Origin of the sequence: Parachryseolinea silvisoli (assembly GCF_021190955.1) — a bacterium.
Lineage (GTDB): Bacteria > Bacteroidota > Bacteroidia > Cytophagales > Cyclobacteriaceae > Ohtaekwangia > Ohtaekwangia silvisoli.
Map to the genome: position 1 here is coordinate 216,182 of NZ_JAIOAO010000003.1, position 17,558 is coordinate 233,739.

Consider the following 17,558-nt stretch of genomic DNA (forward strand, 5'->3'; position numbering starts at 1 on the left):
GATAGAATTGCACAAGCAAGGCTAAAGATACGTTACAGAGCCCGTTTGGAACCTTGTAGAATCCGGTGGTTTCTTACATGTGCAATACCTTAGAGGAGGAAGCAGCCCCGCTATAAAGCGGGGCTTTTTTGATAACCCGCTATAGGCATTTAGAATTTATACTTTTTGCGGTGGTTTTTAGCTTCGCGCGCGATTTTACCAAACTGTTTGTTGATACGTTTTTTATCCGATACATCGATCTCGAAGCGGCGCATCTCTTTTTTTAGTTTCAGATAGCTGTCGTATACCGCGTCGGATAGCGAACCGTCGTGCAGGGCGGCCAGCACGGCGCAACCTTGCTCGTCGAGGTGTTGACAATCGGTAAACCGGCAGTGTGCGGCGAGCGTATGGATGACGGGAAATAAGTCTTCGGATGACGTTTCACTGCTGCCCGTAACACCAAACTCGCGCATGCCCGGGGTATCGATCAACAGGCTGTCGTTGGGTAATCGAAAGAGATCGCGCGTGGTAGTCGTATGCCGGCCTTTTTGATTGGCGTCGCTGGTAGTGCCCGTAGCCTGTCGGGTATCGGCTAACAGTGCGTTCAGCAACGAGCTTTTACCGACACCGCTCGATCCGATCAATACGTATGTGTGGCCCGGCTGCAGGAGCTCGTCTTGCAACGCACGCATACCCATACCGGTATGTGTGCTGCAGCACAAGACGGGTACCTGGCGTCCGAGGTTTTGTACCGCGTCGATATACGGCTGTGTATCCTCTACCAGGTCGGCCTTGTTTAATACCACAAGGGCGGGGACGTCACACGCGGCCAGTTGTACAAGGTAGCGCTCCAGGCGCATGATGTTGAAGTCGCGGTCCAGGCCCTGTACGACGAGTGCTGCGTCTACGTTCGCGGCCAGTAGTTGACGCTCTGCCGTGGTGCCGGGGTTGCGACGGGACAGTACATTGTGGCGCGGTAATACACCGATGATATAGCCGGCGGTATCGTATACCATGAGCGTTACCCAATCACCGACTTTTGGGTGGTCAGTGGGCGGCAGGTATAGCAGGCGCCCCGACAGGTCGCACTCCAGCTCGCCTTGTTCGGTACGGGTGTAGTACTTGAAACCTTTTATGCTAACGATGCGGCCTACGGTAAGGTCCTGGGGTATTTCGAGAGAAGCGTATGTGTGGCTATAGCGTAGCCAGCCATACTGGTCTAGTAGTGTCATGGGGAATAAAGATTTTTTAGATCACCTCGCCGAAGGAGAGATGACCTTGCCAGAAAATAAATTCAAAGGATAGTAGAACAGGACGGTAGGAACGTATGACACGTTGACCTGCCGTCAGGCTACCCTCATTCCGGCGTAGGAAGGGCGATATGTAGTAGCGGTGATTGCCATACTTCGTAAAGATAGCAAAAAGTTAGATACCGCCATGATGCTTGCTATTCCGATCGAAGGCTTCTGACGGGGTTGGCAAGCACAACTTTGATCGACTGGTAACAGACAGTACTGAGGGCCAGCAGTAATACCCCCACGCCCGTGCAGACGAAGGTCCACCACGACAACGTGATGTGATATTCGTAGTTCTGCAACCAGCGATCGACGAAGTAGTATACGACAGGGGAGACCAGGGCAAACGAGAGTCCGATCAGCATGATCAATTCCTTCGAGAGCAAGCCCCACAGGCTGGTCATGGAGGCCCCCAGGATCTTGCGGATGCCGATCTCCTTGACGCGCTGCTCAGCCATGAAAGAGGTAAGTCCCAACAGTCCCAGGCAGCTGATGAAGATTGCCAGGCCGGCGAAAATCGCCGACAACTTGCCTACTTGATTTTCCAGGTTGAACTTCTTGTTATACTCATCGGCAACAAAGCTATAGACATAGGGCTGTGCGTCGTTGTGCTGCCTGACAACGGGATCGATTCCAGCCATGACGTCTTGTATGTCGGCACCGTCCTTCATACGGATGAGCATGGCATTGATAGATTGCGCGCTGAAGAGAATTACACCCGGCGCTACACTTTTGAATGGGTCGAGCATAAGCATATCTTCGACTACGCCGACGATGATCACCTCGCGATTGCCCGATTTCATGGTGCGACCGATAGGATCTTTATACCCGATGACTTTTAATGCCGTTTCGTTCAGGATGACGGCATTGGAGTCTGTGGCGTGCTCGATGGAAAATGGCCGCCCTTGCTTGAAGGTAAGCTGTGCAACTTTTTCAAAATCCCATTCGGTCATAAGGGCCTCAAAGGCGATGTCTGTGCCAGGCTCTTTGCCGTCCCAGGAGAAGTCACTCCATTTATTATAAACCGCAGTCAGAGGGCTTGACGCCGTGGCTACAGCTTCTACATATCCAGATTGCAGCAGCGACTGCTTTAGTGCCTGGAAATTTTTAGTGAGCGCTGCTGTGGGCGTGATGGATACCAGGTTTTGTGGATTATAGCCGATCGCCCGGTGCCGGGCGTGGTCTACCTGCTGAAAGACAGCGATGGTGCACACGATTAAGGCGATGGAGATGGCAAATTGCGCGGTGACTAACACCCTGCGAAATGTCTTCGCGCCCCCACCGGAGTGTGTCAGGCCTTTTAGAATATTGACGGGCCGTAAGGATGAAAGATAGAAGGCTGGGTAACTCCCAGCCAGTAGCCCCGTTGCCAAGCAGATGATACCGCCGAGTATGAACAGGCTGCTATTGTTCAGGCTGATATGGATATGCTCAAACCCAAATTCAAGAATAAAGGGAAGTATGATGACGATCAGGAGGAGCGATAAAACAAACGCTACGCATGTTGTCAGGAGGGACTCGCTGAGGAATTGTCCGATGATCTGCCGGCGATACGAGCCAACGGTTTTGCGGATACCGACTTCTTTGGCGCGTTTCTGCGCGCGCGCCGTAGTGAGGTTCATAAAATTGACGCACGCAATCAATAATACAAAGATACCAATCACGCCGAACAACCGGACGTACCTGATACGACCGCCGACATTCTCCCAGCTTTTATATTCACCTTCCAGGTGCCACTTGGGGAGTGGGTTGAGGAATAAATATTGATTTTTCAGGTTGGCATCTTTTTCCATGTTGAGCTTGCTGATCTTGTTGGAAAAAGCTTCGGGTGATACGCCGTCTTTCAATTCAACCATCGTCATCAGGAAGTTATTGCTCCAGCTGCTCCGGTTGTTGGCGATAAAAGGTGAATTGCGAACTTGAAATTCGTAGGGTTGAATGCAGTCGAAAAAGATCGTGGAGTTAGGGGGTACATTTTCAATGACGCCAGTGACCTGTACGGTATGCTCATGGTCGATGCGTATGGCTTTGCCGATCGGGTCGTCGTCACCAAACATGGCCTTTGCAAAAGACTCCGTCAGGATGATGGCGTTTGGTTCATTCAGGGCCGTATTGATATCACCTTTTAACAGTTTGAATGAAAACATCTTTAGAAAGTCAGGGTCGGCATAGATGCCATATTTACTGAGGGTTTTATTGCCAACGGTATAGTTCAGCTCATTGAGCCAGCTGACTTTGGAAGCACGAATCACTTCCGGATAACTATTCTTTAGCTCTTCGGCGAGCGGAAAGGGTGTAGCGTCCTGGGTATTTTTTTCGTTATTGAAGAGCGTATTTTTGAGAACAAGAGCAATACGGTCGCCCTTTTTGTGAAAGGTATCATAGCTGAATTCGTATTGTATCCATAGGCCAATGAGCAGTGCGAAGGCCATGCCGATGGCGAGACCGCCTACGTTGATCCACGCATAACCAGCGTCACGTCGCAAGTTGCGCCAGCCGATCAGGAGATAGTTTTTATACATGCCAGTGATGTTGGGTTGTCGTTTCCATCGCTTGATAAACCCAGGCCTGAAATATCGAACCACGCGTGCATAGCTTTTCCACCTCGCCAGGCGTGGACTCTGCTCATGCTCCTTCTGATAGACTTCGATCAGGTCGCCTTCGATTTCCTCGAGGTAGTCTTCCCGGCAAAACCAGCGCAAAATGGCAAGTGCTTTTTCAGGAGGAGGTATCGGAGGCATGGATTATCTATTTGTTTAACAAACGTGAAAGTAATGAATTAGTTTTATGTTTGTTAAGTAAATTATCGTTGCCTGATTATGAGTACGTTAGAAGATGGGTGGCGGGGTTAGAATACAGACGCGGGAATCGTGAGGTCTGATGATGCAAACGCCTTCTCGTACTTCTCTTTATAGATGGCTGCTTCTGCATGTTGTTGGGCCTGGAGGCTTTGATATAATCCAAGGAGTGACCAACCGTTGCCGGGATGCAGCATGAGGTCTTCCCGGTAAGTTTTTTCGGCTTCCCGGGGCCTTTGTATGGCGAGCAATCGGGCTCCCAGAAACTGCCGGGTGGGGATCAGCCAATCTTGCGGTTCCCGGTAGACCATGTTGTCTTCTATTTCGATGGCGGATTGAAAGGATTTGATGGCCGCGTCGTGCGCGTTTGTGTCAAAATGGATTTCACCTTCCAGTATAAATTTGGCAATGCGGCACGACTGCAACGGACTGTTAAAAGGCAATAACCGCTTCGCGAGGTTATCGTCTTGCATAGCTGTTTCGATTTTTTGTAAGTATTGGGTTGCCGCCTCCCTGTTGTTTTTCCTGAGCGAAGCAAGTCCTTTTGCAAAGTTATCGAGCACTGTGGCGTATTTCCATTTCTCGTCCACGTCTGCGGATTTTAAGATCTCATCCCACTGGCCTAACCTTACGTTGGCCATGACGGGCATCATGTATACAAATTGTGCATAGAGGTCTTTTGAGAGATTGTCACTTAATGCCACTTGCCGGTCGCGGGCGCGCTGATAAAGTGGCTGGCCGTCGCGATGCATGCCGGCGGTCATTGCGCAATATGACTGCACAGCGAAGAAGTGCGGAGAACGATCGCGTCCGAGTCCCAATTCAGGCACGGCTGCATCCACCGTATTATTGACAGTGTTCGCTTCTTCGTTTATGAGCACGCCTTTTTCGTACAGACCATTGCGTTGATACATGTGCGATGCCATGTGTACCATGTGGCCGATACCTGGGATCTGATCTTTGAGCTCTTCTGCTGCCGCCAGTGCTTTGCCGGGCTGCCGCGAGGCTTCCGTCAGGTGTATATAATAATGAAGAATGGCAGGGTGTTGTGAGTGTTTGAGGACGCGTTCGCATTTCGCGACCAGCTCGGGTGTCCAGGGCCTGGGGTTTCCTTGCGGATCCCAGTAGTCCCATTTATGTTCGAGCATTACAGCGTCTATATACAGGGCGGCGATATTGTCGTCCGCCGGGTATTTCTTTTCCAGGTTGGCCAGGGCGAGCGCGTAGGCTCTGTCCAACTGTTGCCGATCGGCATTGGTGAGGTCATTGGAGTACCGTTTCTGCAATGTTTTCATCAGGAGCCGTTCCCTTTCCGAGGCGCCGGCCATTCGTTTTGACATCGCGGCGACGATTGCCGGTACCTCGCTTTTCATTTTGTAGACATACGTGTTGTAGAATGGGCCCATGGACAGTGCCTGTCCCCAGTAGGTCATCGCACAGTCTGGGTCCAAGCGACTGGCCTCTTTGAAAGAGGCGAGGGCTTCTGTAAAGTGGTAGCCAAAGTAGAAGCTGAGGCCCTGGTTGAAGTAGTATTGTACGCTGTCCTCGGTTGTCGAGATCTCGTAATGAACATGGCCCCAACCCTTCAGTGCAGTAATAAACTTGCCGTCGCTTCTTGGCTTGGTTTCCCGGGCGGGCGATGCGCACAGCGTGATTTCCTGTGTAGGGATCACATTGTCTTCCTGGGTTTTAAATTGCCAGAACAGGGTTGACAAAATCAAGAGGGAGATTACTATATAGCCGGTGTTCTTCATGATGCGAGGACTACACCTTGAAGTTACGCGTTTTTGTTGAAATATCCTCTTCGGCACGGACGACGATCACCGGTCACCTACCTGTAGACGTATCAAAAACGATGGCTGAGCGCGATCTGCGTTGGCGGTTTCGCAGGCTTTTACTTTTCCTGTACTGTGACTAACTTGTCCGACGCAAAGATGGCCGCTGGCGAGATCACCGTCTCGTCCAGCGGTACGTTATCGCCGTAGCGTCTTTCGACGATCTCTTTTACCACCGGGTGTGTCAGGTCGAAGTCCCGCAGGGCCTGCAGCTGACCGACGTCTATGCCGAGCGCTTCATGGTATATTTTCCAAACCAGCTCGGAGCAATACATACGATCGTCTGACCACCCAAAGTGAAGATCATAGTCAAGGCCGTTGAAGCGTTTGCCGATCGCTTTCATTTCCTGGACTTTTTCTGACGTCAGTACCCGGTCGCGGTTCTTTAATCGCTTGACAATGTAATGCCCGCCATCGCCGTGATGGATCCAGTTGCTGAGGGGTGTAAGCCGCACGGGCTGAACGGCCTCGTACACCCAGTACGAGCCATCAATGATATAGACCAACCCCACGTGGCTGTAGGGAGAATGTGTGGCCAGCTGTACAGCATAACTTTGTCCGGATTTCGAGCTTTGGAAAATGATGTCGCCGTCCAGTAATATGGAGCTTTGCGATGACCCCATAGTGGTGTTTGGTTTTTGCGCCTTCGCGCTCCTTGCAAAAAAAGCAAAGCCCGCAACACCGATAATTCCCAGGACTACGACCAGTACGACAAACGCGGACTTTTTCATGACGATTCAAGGCAGCCAAGAGCGTGCCAGGATAAAGATAGCGTTAATCGGGTATTAAATCTTACGGCCGGCTGGTGTCGTTATTTGGCCAGGGTTTCTTCCATTTTGACAGGTACTTTATTCGGCAGCAGGATATCGACTGTCAATTTGCCCCAATTTCCAGGTCACCACTAAACCTGGTAAGATCATTGAAGGTCAATCGTTGTCATGAATATGCAGACACACCCTCAGCCAACTACAGCTCCATTTGCCAGCAGCTTTCTGCTGCTGTTGATGGTTGCCGGTGTGATGGACATCGACTCAGGCTATCAGGATTACAAGGTCTTCCATCCTATAGAAGTTCTTTTTCGGACAGCGCGACAGGAAGCACAATCGCCTGTTATATCTATAACTGAAAGAACACCTGGAAATACTGATGCAAAAGACCGTCCAGTGCATTTTTACGCAGGACGCGGTGGTGCCGTTTTATGTTCTTTGCAAAACACCGGTCGGGTTAATACCCGCGGATTTTATTCTTCACATATTGAAACCGCGTCATTTAATACTCCGCATCAAAATTCAGATGAAGAGGACCCGTTTGTTTATCCCCTGATGTAGCGTAAGCTCCTCTCATTTTTCATCTCTTTGCATAGGATCTTTGCCGCTACAGCTGTTGTTGCGCTCATCGCGTGACCCCTATAACGGACAATGTTCACTATCAACTGAATGTAAAATGAACGCGACTAAGACGATCAAAACCTTTCTCCATAAATTAAAACAGACCACAGTTACCCAGGATGTTCAGCCATACGAAAATTTACTCCAGCAAGTTTTCGAGTATGCTGGAGACATGACGAGCAAAACCGATGCAGCACTGCGACAGATGGCAGACGTCATCCGTGCGAAAGTATATGCGGGCGAATCCCCGGATGCGCACATGGCGCAGCTTTATGCCATTGTCAGAGAAGTATTCCAGCGAACCTTGCACATGACTCCCTACCGCGTACAGGTAATGGCTGCGATCGCCCTCCATCAACGAAATGTCATTGAGATGCAGACGGGAGAGGGCAAGACCCTTGTGGCCGTATTCACGGCATGCCTGAACGCACTGGCCGGTAAAGGAGTCCATATCCTCACCTTTAATGACTACCTCGCCAAACGGGATGCAAACTGGATGCGGCCGGTGTATGAATTCCTCGGATTGTCGGTTGGATGTATACAGGAGAACATGCCCGCTGCAGAGAAGCGATTGGCATACCGTTGTGATATCACGTATGCCACTGCCAAGGAAGTAGGGTTTGACTACCTCCGTTCCTGCATGGCGTATGCGCCGGAAGAGGTTATTTTGCGCGATTTTAACTATGCTATAGTCGATGAGGCCGACGCCATCCTGATAGACGAAGCCCGTAATCCTCTGGTCTTTGCCGGGAACATCGCGGGGCAGCCAGTCGATCACCACCAAATTGCCCGGTACGTTTCAAGTCTCACGCCCTACCGCGATTTTATGCTGGATGAATACGCCCGGAACGTCTTCCTGACCGACTATGGTATTGAAAGAACCGAGGATTTTTTTGGTATACAAAATCTCTATGATGACAACCATCACGACCGGCTCATTGCCGTTAACCTCGCGCTGCAAGCCCGGACCATGCTTCGGAAAGATGTTGATTATATCATTGATGATGGGCGAATAAAATTAGTCGATGAATTTACCGGAAGGGTCGTAGAAGATAGAAAATGGCAGAATGGTTTGCAGGCAGCTGTGGAGGCGAAGGAGGGATTGGCAGTGCAGTCGGAGGGAAGGATCCTGAATTCTATTTCGCTGCAGCATCTTATGAATTGCTATCCCAAGGTTTCTGGCATGACCGGTACGGCGCAGCACGCCGCTGCGGAATTTGCCAGTTTCTACGGCCTTGGTGTCAGCGTCATTCCATCCCACAAACCCGGCCGGCGCGTCGACCACCCTGACGGGATCTTTACGCATAAAGCTGCTAAAGTAAAGGCCATCATCGACGAAATACAGAAGATCCATCAAACGGGTCGTCCCATCCTGATCGGCACATTAACCGTAAAGGAATCGGAAGAGCTGCAGGCGGAAATACAGCGAAATGGCATCTCCAGCATCGTTCTCAACGCCCGGAACAATGAGTCGGAAGCGGCTATCATCGAACAGGCCGGCATGCCGGGAGCCGTCACGATTTCCACGAATATGGCGGGGCGTGGTACAGACATTATGTTGGGAGGCAAGGATCAATATTCAAAAGAAGCTGTCGTGGCGTCCGGTGGCTTACACATCATTGGCACGAACCGGCATGAAAGCGTTCGCATTGATCAACAGCTGAAAGGGCGTGCCGGGAGACAGGGCGACCCCGGATCTTCACAGTTTATCATCAGCATGGAAGATGATCTGATGGTTAAATACGGACTCAAGGGCCTGCTGCCAGCGCATCTCCGGGATCTGCATCAGGAGGGCCCGATACACCATGCTACGATTGCCAGGAGCATCGCCCAGGCCCAGCGTATCATTGAAGGGCAGCTGTACGAGATACGCCTGAACCTGCATCAATACGCTCACTTTACGGAACGGCAACGCACGATACTTTTTGACAGGAGGCAGGATATTTTCTTGTCAGCGGAAAGTCCCTGGAAGGAGTATAGTCTATTTCAGCATGACTTCCTGTGGTCGTATTACATGAACGATATTGCTGCCCTACGGGAAGGAATTCACTGGCAGCGTATGGCGGGAAAAAATCCGTTACACGAGTTTCATAAAAGCTCAGATGAGATGTTCCGCCAGTTGATGGCAGATCTTGAAGACAAGCTCAGTAACGCAAATAATATCGATGTTTCGGAGTTGAAGATAAAGCGTCCTTCCTCCACGTGGACCTACCTGGTGAACGATAATCCATTTAAAAATCCACTATTGCAAATGATCGGCAACATCGGTTATCAGGTCGATCTTTTAGCCGGGCCGCTCTTGATGATCATGCGGATTTTTGGATGGGGAAAGCGGAAGTAGCGTTTACTCAAACGCGTATAGCGCCACCGATGCTGGCGCGTTGCCGGGCAGTACCGTATCCTCGCCCGATGCCAGCTCAAACATACCCATGACGGGCCGCCCGTTTTTTTGCTCGGCTGCGTAATATAAGATGCCATCGGCGGTGGAAAACCGGCTGACATTTACTTCGCTAAGGATCGGCCGAACTTCCGGATTGCCGCGTTTAATAACAGAAATGCCGGTACGCTCGTGGACGATAAAATAATCGCCACTATTCGTGAATGACAAGACGCGGGAGGCGATCGGGTAGGGTACCTCAAAAGTTGCCTGACCCTTCGTGTTGTACTCGGTAAGCTTGCTGTCCAGCGTGGCGAAGCCGATCGCAGTACGGGCGGAAAAACCGAACGGATGTATACCGGGTGTGCTGCGTTCACCGGTGGTAAACGTCAACAAGTTCTCGGCCTGGCAATCGTCCACGAATACCTGGTCGGTGTCCAATGCTGCGATTAAGGGGCCGTGGCAATTTTGAATGGGGTATTTTTTGCCGGTAACAGTGTTCATCGCGTAGAAATCAGCTCCTGCACGCACGGTGGCAAAGTTGCCGGAAACGGACGCTACCATAAAAACCTGCAAATCCGTTTTCAGCGTTTCGACCGTTTTGGTTGCCCGGCGAAAAACCCGGCCGTCGGCGAAGATCAGATCGCCAGCGTCGTTTTCGCCGATCAGGTCGGTCCCATACCCGTCCAGTTGATACGACGAGTTGTTCAGCTCTACGACATGATATACATAGTTTTTGGATGCGTTGTTGTAGTGGGTCACAAAAAGTCCTTTGCGCAAAGGTCTGATCGCCGCAAAGGATGCACCCCACGATACGGGGCTCCTTTGACCCTCAGCATCCAGTTTAAAAAGATTGCCGGGGTTATTGCTCTCGCTTGCTCGCCCATTAGCCATGGCGTTAACCTGTCCGAAGTATACCACCGCTTTCGCACCGGTCAGATCGAACGTGGGAGCATGATATTCGGGGGCGACGGTTTCTGTACCGTCATCGGACGAACACGATAAAAGCAACAAAGAGGCTAACAGGACTAAACTCAGGTTATATTTCACGTTTCGAGCGTTATGGAATATGCGCTAATGTATGAAACGCGGTTTACCGGAACACGGCCATCGTTCGCTGGCGGACAACGATGCGGGTATATCTTACACGACTGGTATCTGTGCCCGCCCACGACGGAGCGTATTATTACTTGTTCGAAGGGGTATGTGGCGGGCTGAAAGGCCCTTGGAATAAATTCAGCTTAACAGGTTTGTCAGCCAGAAACTACTTAATCAAGCTGTCATGCCAACGGCAACGTAACACTGAATATGCTGCCGACACCGGGTTGTGAGCTGACGGATATGAACCCGCCGTGAAGCTTCGCTATTTTACGACAATAGGCGAGACCGATACCATATCCATCGACGGACTCAGTATGAGAGACCTTTGAAAAAATATAGAAGATCTTTTCCAGTTCAGGTGCTTCTATTCCACGCCCATTATCCTGAACATCGATTTGCAAGTACCGTATAGCAGGATCAACACCAAGCATTTCGTTTAATTCGCTTCCCAAAATATGATGGGATGATATGATAACCTCTGGCGGTACGTTCGCCCGGTTGAATGTCAGAGCGTTCACGATGAGATTAAAAAATAGCTGCTCAATATGAAACCGAACGCCGCGTACTTCATGTAGGCGCTCACTTTTAACCGTTGCATTTTTATGGATAATCAAATCCGTAAGTTGTGTACGAACGCCGGCGATAACGCCACTTAAATCAATCCTTTCGTGCGTTAGACCTTTGTCACTTAAGCTGGTATATTTTGACATGTCCTTCATCATCATGCTGAATTGCTCAGCCGATGAGTTTATTTTTTGGGCTAAATGGCGGATCTTCGGGGTGCCTTCTTTTTCTGTGGCGTCAATAAGCATATTGGAAAATACACAGAGCTTCCGCAGGGGCTCGGCTAAATTGTGGTCCGATACGAATTGATATTGTCGATTCTCTTCCATCATATCGGTTGCCTGGGTATTCAGTCTATTGATGGTCCGTTTGCTGGCATGCAATACCTCAATGGTTTCCAAATGAAAGCTGATTAAGTCAGCAAACATGGTAAACAAGGCAATGGTGTGCGAATTATTCAAACGAGCGGGGGCAGGATCAATGGCACACAATGTACCGAAGAATTCACCGTCTTTGAGGACGATTGGTACCGATATGTAACTTTGGAAACCATAGATTCTAGGCGTATGATGGTCGCGATACAGTTCATCATTGGCTACATGGTCGATGATGACCACGTTTCCGGATTGACGGATCTCATTACAGATCGTCGTTTCAATCCGAAGCTCGCCACCGGGCTTGAGTCCAAAGTCGATCTCATCCCGTACGCTGCACGCAATCCAGCGGTCCGTTGTAACTCTGGCGACGGCAGCAAACCCCATACCGGTCGTGCGGCAAACGACTTCGAGCAGCGAGGGGATAATCTCTATCTGCTGTACGTTGTTGATGTCATTTAGCAGTGAATCGATTTCAATGTCAGGCATGGCTCAGCCGGATTTCAAGTTGTTTGTAATATATCACTATTAATACGAACAAAGAACGCAGGCAAAAAGGCGAGAATTTGGTTTTACATAATAAAAGGTTATATTTGCATCCCTTTGGCGGACAACACCGGTAAATGCCAAAGTTTCGGGGTGTAGCGTAGCCCGGTATCGCGCTTGGTTTGGGACCAAGAGGTCGTCAGTTCGAATCTGGCCACCCCGACGAACAGGAGATCAAACTCCATCGGAACCCCTTAAATCGTATGATTTAAGGGGTTTTTCGTTTTTATACCCTCAAAGAAGCACTTACAAACTCAAGGTTTCCGTGCCCTATTCTCGCCCTCCTCCGCTTGCGGTATGTTTGGGGCGAGCTAGGAAAAATGATCAACACGCATCATTTCAAACCCACAAAACCATGAGTGTCTTAAACATTCTCCGTACCCGTTTCTTCATTAAAAAAGACAAAGCCCGTCAGAACCTCGCCCCCTTGTACGTCCGCATCACCCTCCACGGGCAGTCGCTAGACGTATCGTTGCGCCGCAGTATCGACATCGAAAAGTGGGACACCGACCTGGGCAGAGCCAAAGGCAAACGCGAAGACGTCCGAATCGTCAATGACTACCTCGACAATGTTCGCGCCGAGCTCAACCAATGCTGCACCGAGCTGAAACTCCAAAGGAAGCCGGTCACACTCGAAGCTGTGAAAGACCTCTTTTGCGGTATCGTCCCTTTGGGCCACACCCTCCTAGGTCTGATGGAGTACCACAACAACAGCCTGAAGCATACACTGGAATGGGGCACCATGAAAAACTATGTTACCACCCAGAGCTACGTCAAGCTATTCCTGGAGAGGAAACTAAAGCGAGCCGACATACCGCTGAATGAGCTTACCTATCCGTTCATTATCGACTTTCAGGTGTTCATGCTCAATCACCGGCCTACTGACTATCATATTCCGTGCGGGCATAATACAGTCCTGAAACACATCGAGCGCCTCCGCAAGATGATCGCCGTCGGCATCCGCAACGAATGGATGGAGAAAGACCCCTTCGCCAAATTCCAGGCCCGCTTCATACGGAAAGAGCGCCAGTGCCTCGACAGTGCCGAGCTCGCTGCCATCGAACAGAAAGACTTCCAGGTTCCGCGCCTCAACTGGGCCCGAGATCTTTTCGTCTTTAGCTGCTACACCGGTCTTGCGTACTGCGATCTAATGAACCTAAAACCCGAGCATATATCCCTGGGCATGGATCGTGGCCAGTGGATCATGACGGCCCGGAAGAAAACCAATCAGCCCCTACGCATACCATTGTTGCCAAAGGCGCAGGTCATCATCCAGAAGTACCAGGGCGATCCCCGGGCGGCCTTTACCGGCACTGTGTTTGCCGCGTTGTCAAACCAGAAATTAAACTCCTACCTAAAGGAGATTGCCGACCTGTGCGGTATAAAAAAGAACCTGACGTTTCACTTAGCCCGGCACACCTTCGCCACTACTGTAACGCTAACCAATGGGGTACCCATCGAGACAGTATCGAAAATGCTAGGGCATGCCAGCATCCGCACCACGCAGATTTATGCGAAGGTTGTTGAGAAAAAAGTTAGCCAGGATATGGGCGCTCTACGCGCAGTGCTGGCTGAGCAGTCGAAGAGAGAAGATACTCCGCTAAGGGCGATTGTCGGAAACAACTAGCGCGTGTCCATGAAACATGAAAGCTACGAAGCTTTTGCGGCAGACGATCGCAAGCGCTTTGACTTTACCAGCGTTGGCCCCAGGGGAACGGTGGCAAAGAGAATATTGATCGGTCCTACGTCTGACGAAACAATCTTCAACCTCGGATTAGTTGACGTGCTCGAAGACGGGATAACGCTTGATGACTCGAGGGTCACGAACAATGGTGACCGTGATAAAATTCTCGCTACGGTAGTAAAAGCCGTGTTACTCTTTACGGAGCGTTACCCTTCGCAGTGGCTTTTTTTGGAAGGTAACACGCCGGCACGTACCCGTTTGTATAGAATGGCAATTTCGCTCCATTTCGCAGATCTTTCTGAGATATTCGTTATTCTAGGGGTATTTGCAAATTGGCGATTCGAGCCGTTCCGGTCTAATGGCTCATACGCTGGTTTTTTGATTGCGAAAAAATGAATAACTTTAACCTATGAAAAATCTAATAAAAGAAGCTGAGAAAATCAGGTTCAAAATAGATGAAAGGCTTAACGGCTATAATGGTGCGAACATGCCGCCTGAAAAAACTGCACGAGCAAACGAGTTGGTGAAACACATCAAAGGTTCCGATCTTGAGCGCTATAGGTCATCGAAATAATTCGCGCTTAGGCTCTCAAGGAGATTAGAATAAAAAATACTAGGGGTCGCTACGGCGATCCCTTTTTATTTTGACCGCCGCCGAATACGACCACCTTTTATGATCTTTTTCGAGAATAGTTTACCTTATAATTATACAATCATTTTAAGATAGCGCTGGTATAAAATATGCCATAGCGTACACCGTCTGATAGGCAATATTTCATAAACTTTGCCGGCGATAGCAACACGACTATAAGTTCAGAAGATGATTGTCGAGTTTAGTGTACAGAATTTCCGTTCCATCAAGGACTTACAAACGCTGAGCTTTATTGCCACGAACCTCGAAAGCCCGGAAGATTTGAACTACGTCGATGCCAATAACATCGTTTCAATGGGCGATCTGAAGTTGCTGAAGACGTTGGGCATCTACGGATGCAACAGCAGCGGGAAAAGTAATATCATTCGGGCACTTGATTATTTCATCCGTGCCATAAGAAACGAAGCCAGCACCGAGTCCCGCCTTGGAGTATTGTGTGATCCATTTCTTTACCAGGAAGCGCCCTATAAACAGGAATCATTTTTCCAGATTGTTGCTGTGATCGAAGACAAGAAATATCGCTACGGCTTTACAGTTCGAAGGAACGACCAATCCACAGCTCAGCATGGTAGTACGACTAACAGAGAGATAATAGTTGATGAATGGCTTTTCGGTCAAAAGGAAAAGAACATGGTTGAACTATTCACGCGCCACAACGGTGTAGTGAACAAGGATAAGCTAGGTAACAAAGAGCCAATTCCCGAGATGTCCTCCCAGCACAATCTTTTCCTAACCTATGCCAGCTCTTTCGACAAAGAAGGCGTTTGCGCCCGTGTTCGGAGATACTTCACCATAGACTCTTACGGCACACAGAATATACTTGGTCCTGTGGGGGTCGTCTTCCCGGCATTCACGATGCCCGTGACGGGGCTGATTTTAATCGATAACCATCTCCACGGTTCACTGCTCTTAAAAATTGTCAACCTACTGAACAATCCGGAAGTCAACAAAGACAGAACGCAGCTCGTTTTTACAAGTCGCGATACAAACATGCTGTCTCCCACCATTATGCGGAGGGATCAGTTTTATTTCACAGAGAAAGGTAGCAATGAGTCTTCACGTTTATACTCGTTAGCTGATCTGAAGGGCATTCCGAACGATGCAGATTTTGCGAAGCAATATCTGGCGGGCTACTACGGTGGCGTGGCCATTTAGAGGATTATGGCCCTAGAAAACAATCCCACAATCTGTAACACCCTGGGCGGCCTCCACTGCCGCCCAGGTGATGCCCAACCTTACCCAATCATTCCCTTTTGACCCATGGCGGTTGTTCCTTCGCCAGCGTTATAATCAGTTTTTCGTCAACGTAGTCGATCACCACGCGTTTGCCGATGCCGAACACCGTCTGTTTCATCCACTGTCCACGAAGCCGGAGCTCAGGCACAACAACCGAGTAGGACGGCGCCCTGCTCTCGTGCTTACTACATATCGTAATCTCCCGCGGCCTAAAGTCGGGTGTATTCGTAAGTCCTTTCATGTTTATCTTTTATAGTAGTTCAAATGGCTCTGGCCGCCGGGGTTAAATTGCCCGGGACAACCAAGGCCGTATTACAAAACCTATCTACTCGCACCAGGTGCAAATGCTACCCCGCACGTATCGCCACCGGCGTCGCCATGCTCGGCCGACACCTCCGCCATCCGTGCCGCGTAAACGTCACGCGCTACGACTTGAAGATTCTCCACCCGGGCAACCAGGATGCCGGCCGTCTCCGCCGACACCGTGTAGCCCTCCTTGTATCGAGCTCGGGCCTGGGCATTCATCAGCACATCAAACAGCGCATCTTCCTCCCGTGTGCTGCCGGGGAACACCATCGTCGCTTTCGCCGACACATTGCCCACCAGGTCAAGCAGCTTCCGCAGGTTTCGCGTTGGCGGGTTATACCCGGTCACCATTCGCAGCATCGCCACGCACGTGTATTCTGCAGCGTGCTGCAGCAGCCCTACGCCAAACACATACTCACCCCTGGCAATGCTATGCTTCGCCTCGCTGATCGCCCGCTGTGCCATCCCAAACCACGCTTCCCATTGGGCTACCAGGCGCAGCTGCGTTTCCGCCACATTCACATCGTTCCATGGCGGCACAAACATCTGCTTTGCCTCGGGGCGTTCGTACAGCAGAATGCCGGCATTGTGAACGTTAGAAAAGAACAGCCCGCCAGTGGCCAGTGCCTGGCTAACAAAGGCCAGCTTATGCACCAGTGCATTCACGTGCAGCGTGGCGCTATTGAACACCGAAATCAGTTCCACTGCTTCGTCCGGCTTCCGCCGGTCGTCGCTGCGCAGCACCACCAACAAGTCTACCGTCACATGTACTTGCTCTTCATATCGGGTTTTGAATATCGACCAGCCCTCGAACTTGTTTGCCCGGCTGCCCAGGCAGAGCACACGCTCAGGTGCCAACGCGGCCACGATCCTTTCCAGCACCACGGCAAACTCGCGCATGTCCGTTACCGTCGATTGTCTAGCAGCGCTCCCCATATCCAGCAGATTTACTTTTCTCACGTGAAGATTTAGATGTACGCAACGTCGGCCAGTCTTTTCTTACAACTTCAAACGCTTGATAAAACTGCGCGGCCAACCGGCGGCTATTGCTTAAGTCATCGTTCACTTTCTGTCCATACTCGCACAGCGTCATGATAAACCAGTCCATTCCCTCGTGGGGTACTTTTAAAATGTCGATAGTTTCGTCGAAAAATTTATTGAAGCGTTTCTGTAGCGCCTCATTGTTCTCGACAAATACTGCATACTCTTTGGATCGACTCGAGCGCGGTCGGTCCTTTTTAAGCAGCTGCATCCGGCGGCTCGTCTTAAGAACCTCTTCGATTAGATAAAGCGGGGTCTGCCTGTCGGCGGCTTTGCCGACAGCGGGTGATTTTGCATCTCTTGATGGCATGTTTTTGCGGGTTATTTGTTTACATAAATTCTAACATCTGTGTTTCTAACTAGCTCACTAACCACATTTTAG

15 protein-coding genes and 1 tRNA gene are annotated in these 17,558 nt (G+C 50.2%); 7 read left to right on the top strand and 9 right to left on the bottom strand.

The features are described from left to right. Positions 1–149: 149 nt before the first annotated feature. The 4 genes from rsgA to K7P01_RS18350 all read right to left on the bottom strand — a co-directional run bounded on the left by rsgA (position 150) and on the right by K7P01_RS18350 (position 6,638). The gene (gene rsgA, locus K7P01_RS18335; RefSeq protein WP_267295707.1) at positions 150–1,211 is read right to left on the bottom strand and encodes a ribosome small subunit-dependent GTPase A; all 1,062 of its coding nucleotides are present in this window, start codon (positions 1,209–1,211) and stop codon (positions 150–152) included. 215 nt (positions 1,212–1,426) lie between these two features. Next, positions 1,427–4,015 (bottom strand): ABC transporter permease, encoded by a 2,589-nt coding sequence (locus K7P01_RS18340; RefSeq protein ID WP_267295709.1) that lies wholly within the window; start codon positions 4,013–4,015, stop codon positions 1,427–1,429. Positions 4,016–4,122: 107 nt separating this feature from the next. Next, the gene (locus K7P01_RS18345; protein ID WP_267295711.1) at positions 4,123–5,826 is read right to left on the bottom strand and encodes a tetratricopeptide repeat protein; all 1,704 of its coding nucleotides are present in this window, start codon (positions 5,824–5,826) and stop codon (positions 4,123–4,125) included. Between the two features lie 140 nt (positions 5,827–5,966). Then, positions 5,967–6,638 carry a YiiX family permuted papain-like enzyme gene (locus K7P01_RS18350; protein ID WP_267295713.1) on the bottom strand — a complete coding sequence of 224 codons (672 nt, stop codon included), beginning with the start codon at positions 6,636–6,638 and terminating at the stop codon, positions 5,967–5,969. A 207-nt stretch (positions 6,639–6,845) separates the two neighbouring features. Here K7P01_RS18350 and K7P01_RS18355 point away from each other — a divergent pair, with 207 nt between their 5' ends. After that, positions 6,846–7,235 carry a hypothetical protein gene (locus K7P01_RS18355; protein ID WP_267295715.1) on the top strand — a complete coding sequence of 130 codons (390 nt, stop codon included), beginning with the start codon at positions 6,846–6,848 and terminating at the stop codon, positions 7,233–7,235. 115 nt (positions 7,236–7,350) lie between these two features. Beyond that, positions 7,351–9,636 (top strand): preprotein translocase subunit SecA, encoded by a 2,286-nt coding sequence (locus tag K7P01_RS18360; RefSeq protein WP_267295717.1) that lies wholly within the window; start codon positions 7,351–7,353, stop codon positions 9,634–9,636. Positions 9,637–9,639: 3 nt separating this feature from the next. On the opposite strand, the gene K7P01_RS18365 is transcribed toward K7P01_RS18360, so the two are convergent. After that, a complete protein-coding gene (locus tag K7P01_RS18365) occupies positions 9,640–10,722 on the bottom strand; it encodes a hypothetical protein (protein WP_267295719.1) in 1,083 nt (360 codons plus the stop codon). Positions 10,723–10,952: 230 nt separating this feature from the next. Continuing rightward, positions 10,953–12,200: a sensor histidine kinase gene (locus K7P01_RS18370; protein WP_267295721.1), complete on the bottom strand. Its 1,248-nt coding sequence runs from the start codon at positions 12,198–12,200 to the stop codon at positions 10,953–10,955. Between the two features lie 146 nt (positions 12,201–12,346). Between K7P01_RS18370 and K7P01_RS18375 the strand changes: the two genes are divergently transcribed. The 5 genes from K7P01_RS18375 (at position 12,347) to K7P01_RS18395 (ending at position 15,748) form a co-directional block, all read left to right on the top strand. Next, a tRNA-Pro gene (locus K7P01_RS18375) sits at positions 12,347–12,420 on the top strand. 192 nt (positions 12,421–12,612) lie between these two features. After that, complete coding sequence (locus tag K7P01_RS18380; protein ID WP_267295723.1) at positions 12,613–13,884, top strand: site-specific integrase; 1,272 nt, start codon at positions 12,613–12,615, stop codon at positions 13,882–13,884. Positions 13,885–13,893: 9 nt separating this feature from the next. Continuing rightward, positions 13,894–14,337, top strand: a complete 444-nt coding sequence (locus tag K7P01_RS18385; protein ID WP_267295726.1) for a DUF6934 family protein — start codon at positions 13,894–13,896, stop codon at positions 14,335–14,337. Positions 14,338–14,350: 13 nt separating this feature from the next. After that, positions 14,351–14,515 (top strand): hypothetical protein, encoded by a 165-nt coding sequence (locus K7P01_RS18390; protein WP_267295728.1) that lies wholly within the window; start codon positions 14,351–14,353, stop codon positions 14,513–14,515. Between the two features lie 246 nt (positions 14,516–14,761). Continuing rightward, positions 14,762–15,748 carry an AAA family ATPase gene (locus tag K7P01_RS18395; protein ID WP_267295730.1) on the top strand — a complete coding sequence of 329 codons (987 nt, stop codon included), beginning with the start codon at positions 14,762–14,764 and terminating at the stop codon, positions 15,746–15,748. Between the two features lie 88 nt (positions 15,749–15,836). Here the strand turns inward: K7P01_RS18395 and K7P01_RS18400 are convergent, their stop codons facing one another. The 3 genes from K7P01_RS18400 to K7P01_RS18410 form a co-directional block, all read right to left on the bottom strand. Beyond that, a complete protein-coding gene (locus K7P01_RS18400) occupies positions 15,837–16,070 on the bottom strand; it encodes a type I toxin-antitoxin system SymE family toxin (RefSeq protein WP_267295732.1) in 234 nt (77 codons plus the stop codon). An 80-nt stretch (positions 16,071–16,150) separates the two neighbouring features. Next, positions 16,151–17,095 (bottom strand): HEPN domain-containing protein, encoded by a 945-nt coding sequence (locus K7P01_RS18405; RefSeq protein ID WP_267295734.1) that lies wholly within the window; start codon positions 17,093–17,095, stop codon positions 16,151–16,153. Then, complete coding sequence (locus tag K7P01_RS18410; RefSeq protein WP_267295736.1) at positions 17,055–17,486, bottom strand: hypothetical protein; 432 nt, start codon at positions 17,484–17,486, stop codon at positions 17,055–17,057. The genes K7P01_RS18405 and K7P01_RS18410 overlap by 41 nt, the downstream gene beginning before the upstream one ends. Positions 17,487–17,558 lie beyond the last annotated feature (72 nt).

Coding starts and splice junctions, on each gene's coding strand:
- rsgA (WP_267295707.1), bottom strand. CDS start 1,211: ATGACACTACTAGACCAGTATGGCTGGCTACGCTATAGCCACACATAC.
- K7P01_RS18340 (WP_267295709.1), bottom strand. CDS start 4,015: ATGCCTCCGATACCTCCTCCTGAAAAAGCACTTGCCATTTTGCGCTGG.
- K7P01_RS18345 (WP_267295711.1), bottom strand. CDS start 5,826: ATGAAGAACACCGGCTATATAGTAATCTCCCTCTTGATTTTGTCAACC.
- K7P01_RS18350 (WP_267295713.1), bottom strand. CDS start 6,638: ATGAAAAAGTCCGCGTTTGTCGTACTGGTCGTAGTCCTGGGAATTATC.
- K7P01_RS18355 (WP_267295715.1), top strand. CDS start 6,846: ATGAATATGCAGACACACCCTCAGCCAACTACAGCTCCATTTGCCAGC.
- K7P01_RS18360 (WP_267295717.1), top strand. CDS start 7,351: ATGAACGCGACTAAGACGATCAAAACCTTTCTCCATAAATTAAAACAG.
- K7P01_RS18370 (WP_267295721.1), bottom strand. CDS start 12,200: ATGCCTGACATTGAAATCGATTCACTGCTAAATGACATCAACAACGTA.
- K7P01_RS18380 (WP_267295723.1), top strand. CDS start 12,613: ATGAGTGTCTTAAACATTCTCCGTACCCGTTTCTTCATTAAAAAAGAC.
- K7P01_RS18385 (WP_267295726.1), top strand. CDS start 13,894: ATGAAACATGAAAGCTACGAAGCTTTTGCGGCAGACGATCGCAAGCGC.
- K7P01_RS18390 (WP_267295728.1), top strand. CDS start 14,351: ATGAAAAATCTAATAAAAGAAGCTGAGAAAATCAGGTTCAAAATAGAT.
- K7P01_RS18395 (WP_267295730.1), top strand. CDS start 14,762: ATGATTGTCGAGTTTAGTGTACAGAATTTCCGTTCCATCAAGGACTTA.
- K7P01_RS18400 (WP_267295732.1), bottom strand. CDS start 16,070: ATGAAAGGACTTACGAATACACCCGACTTTAGGCCGCGGGAGATTACG.
- K7P01_RS18410 (WP_267295736.1), bottom strand. CDS start 17,486: ATGCCATCAAGAGATGCAAAATCACCCGCTGTCGGCAAAGCCGCCGAC.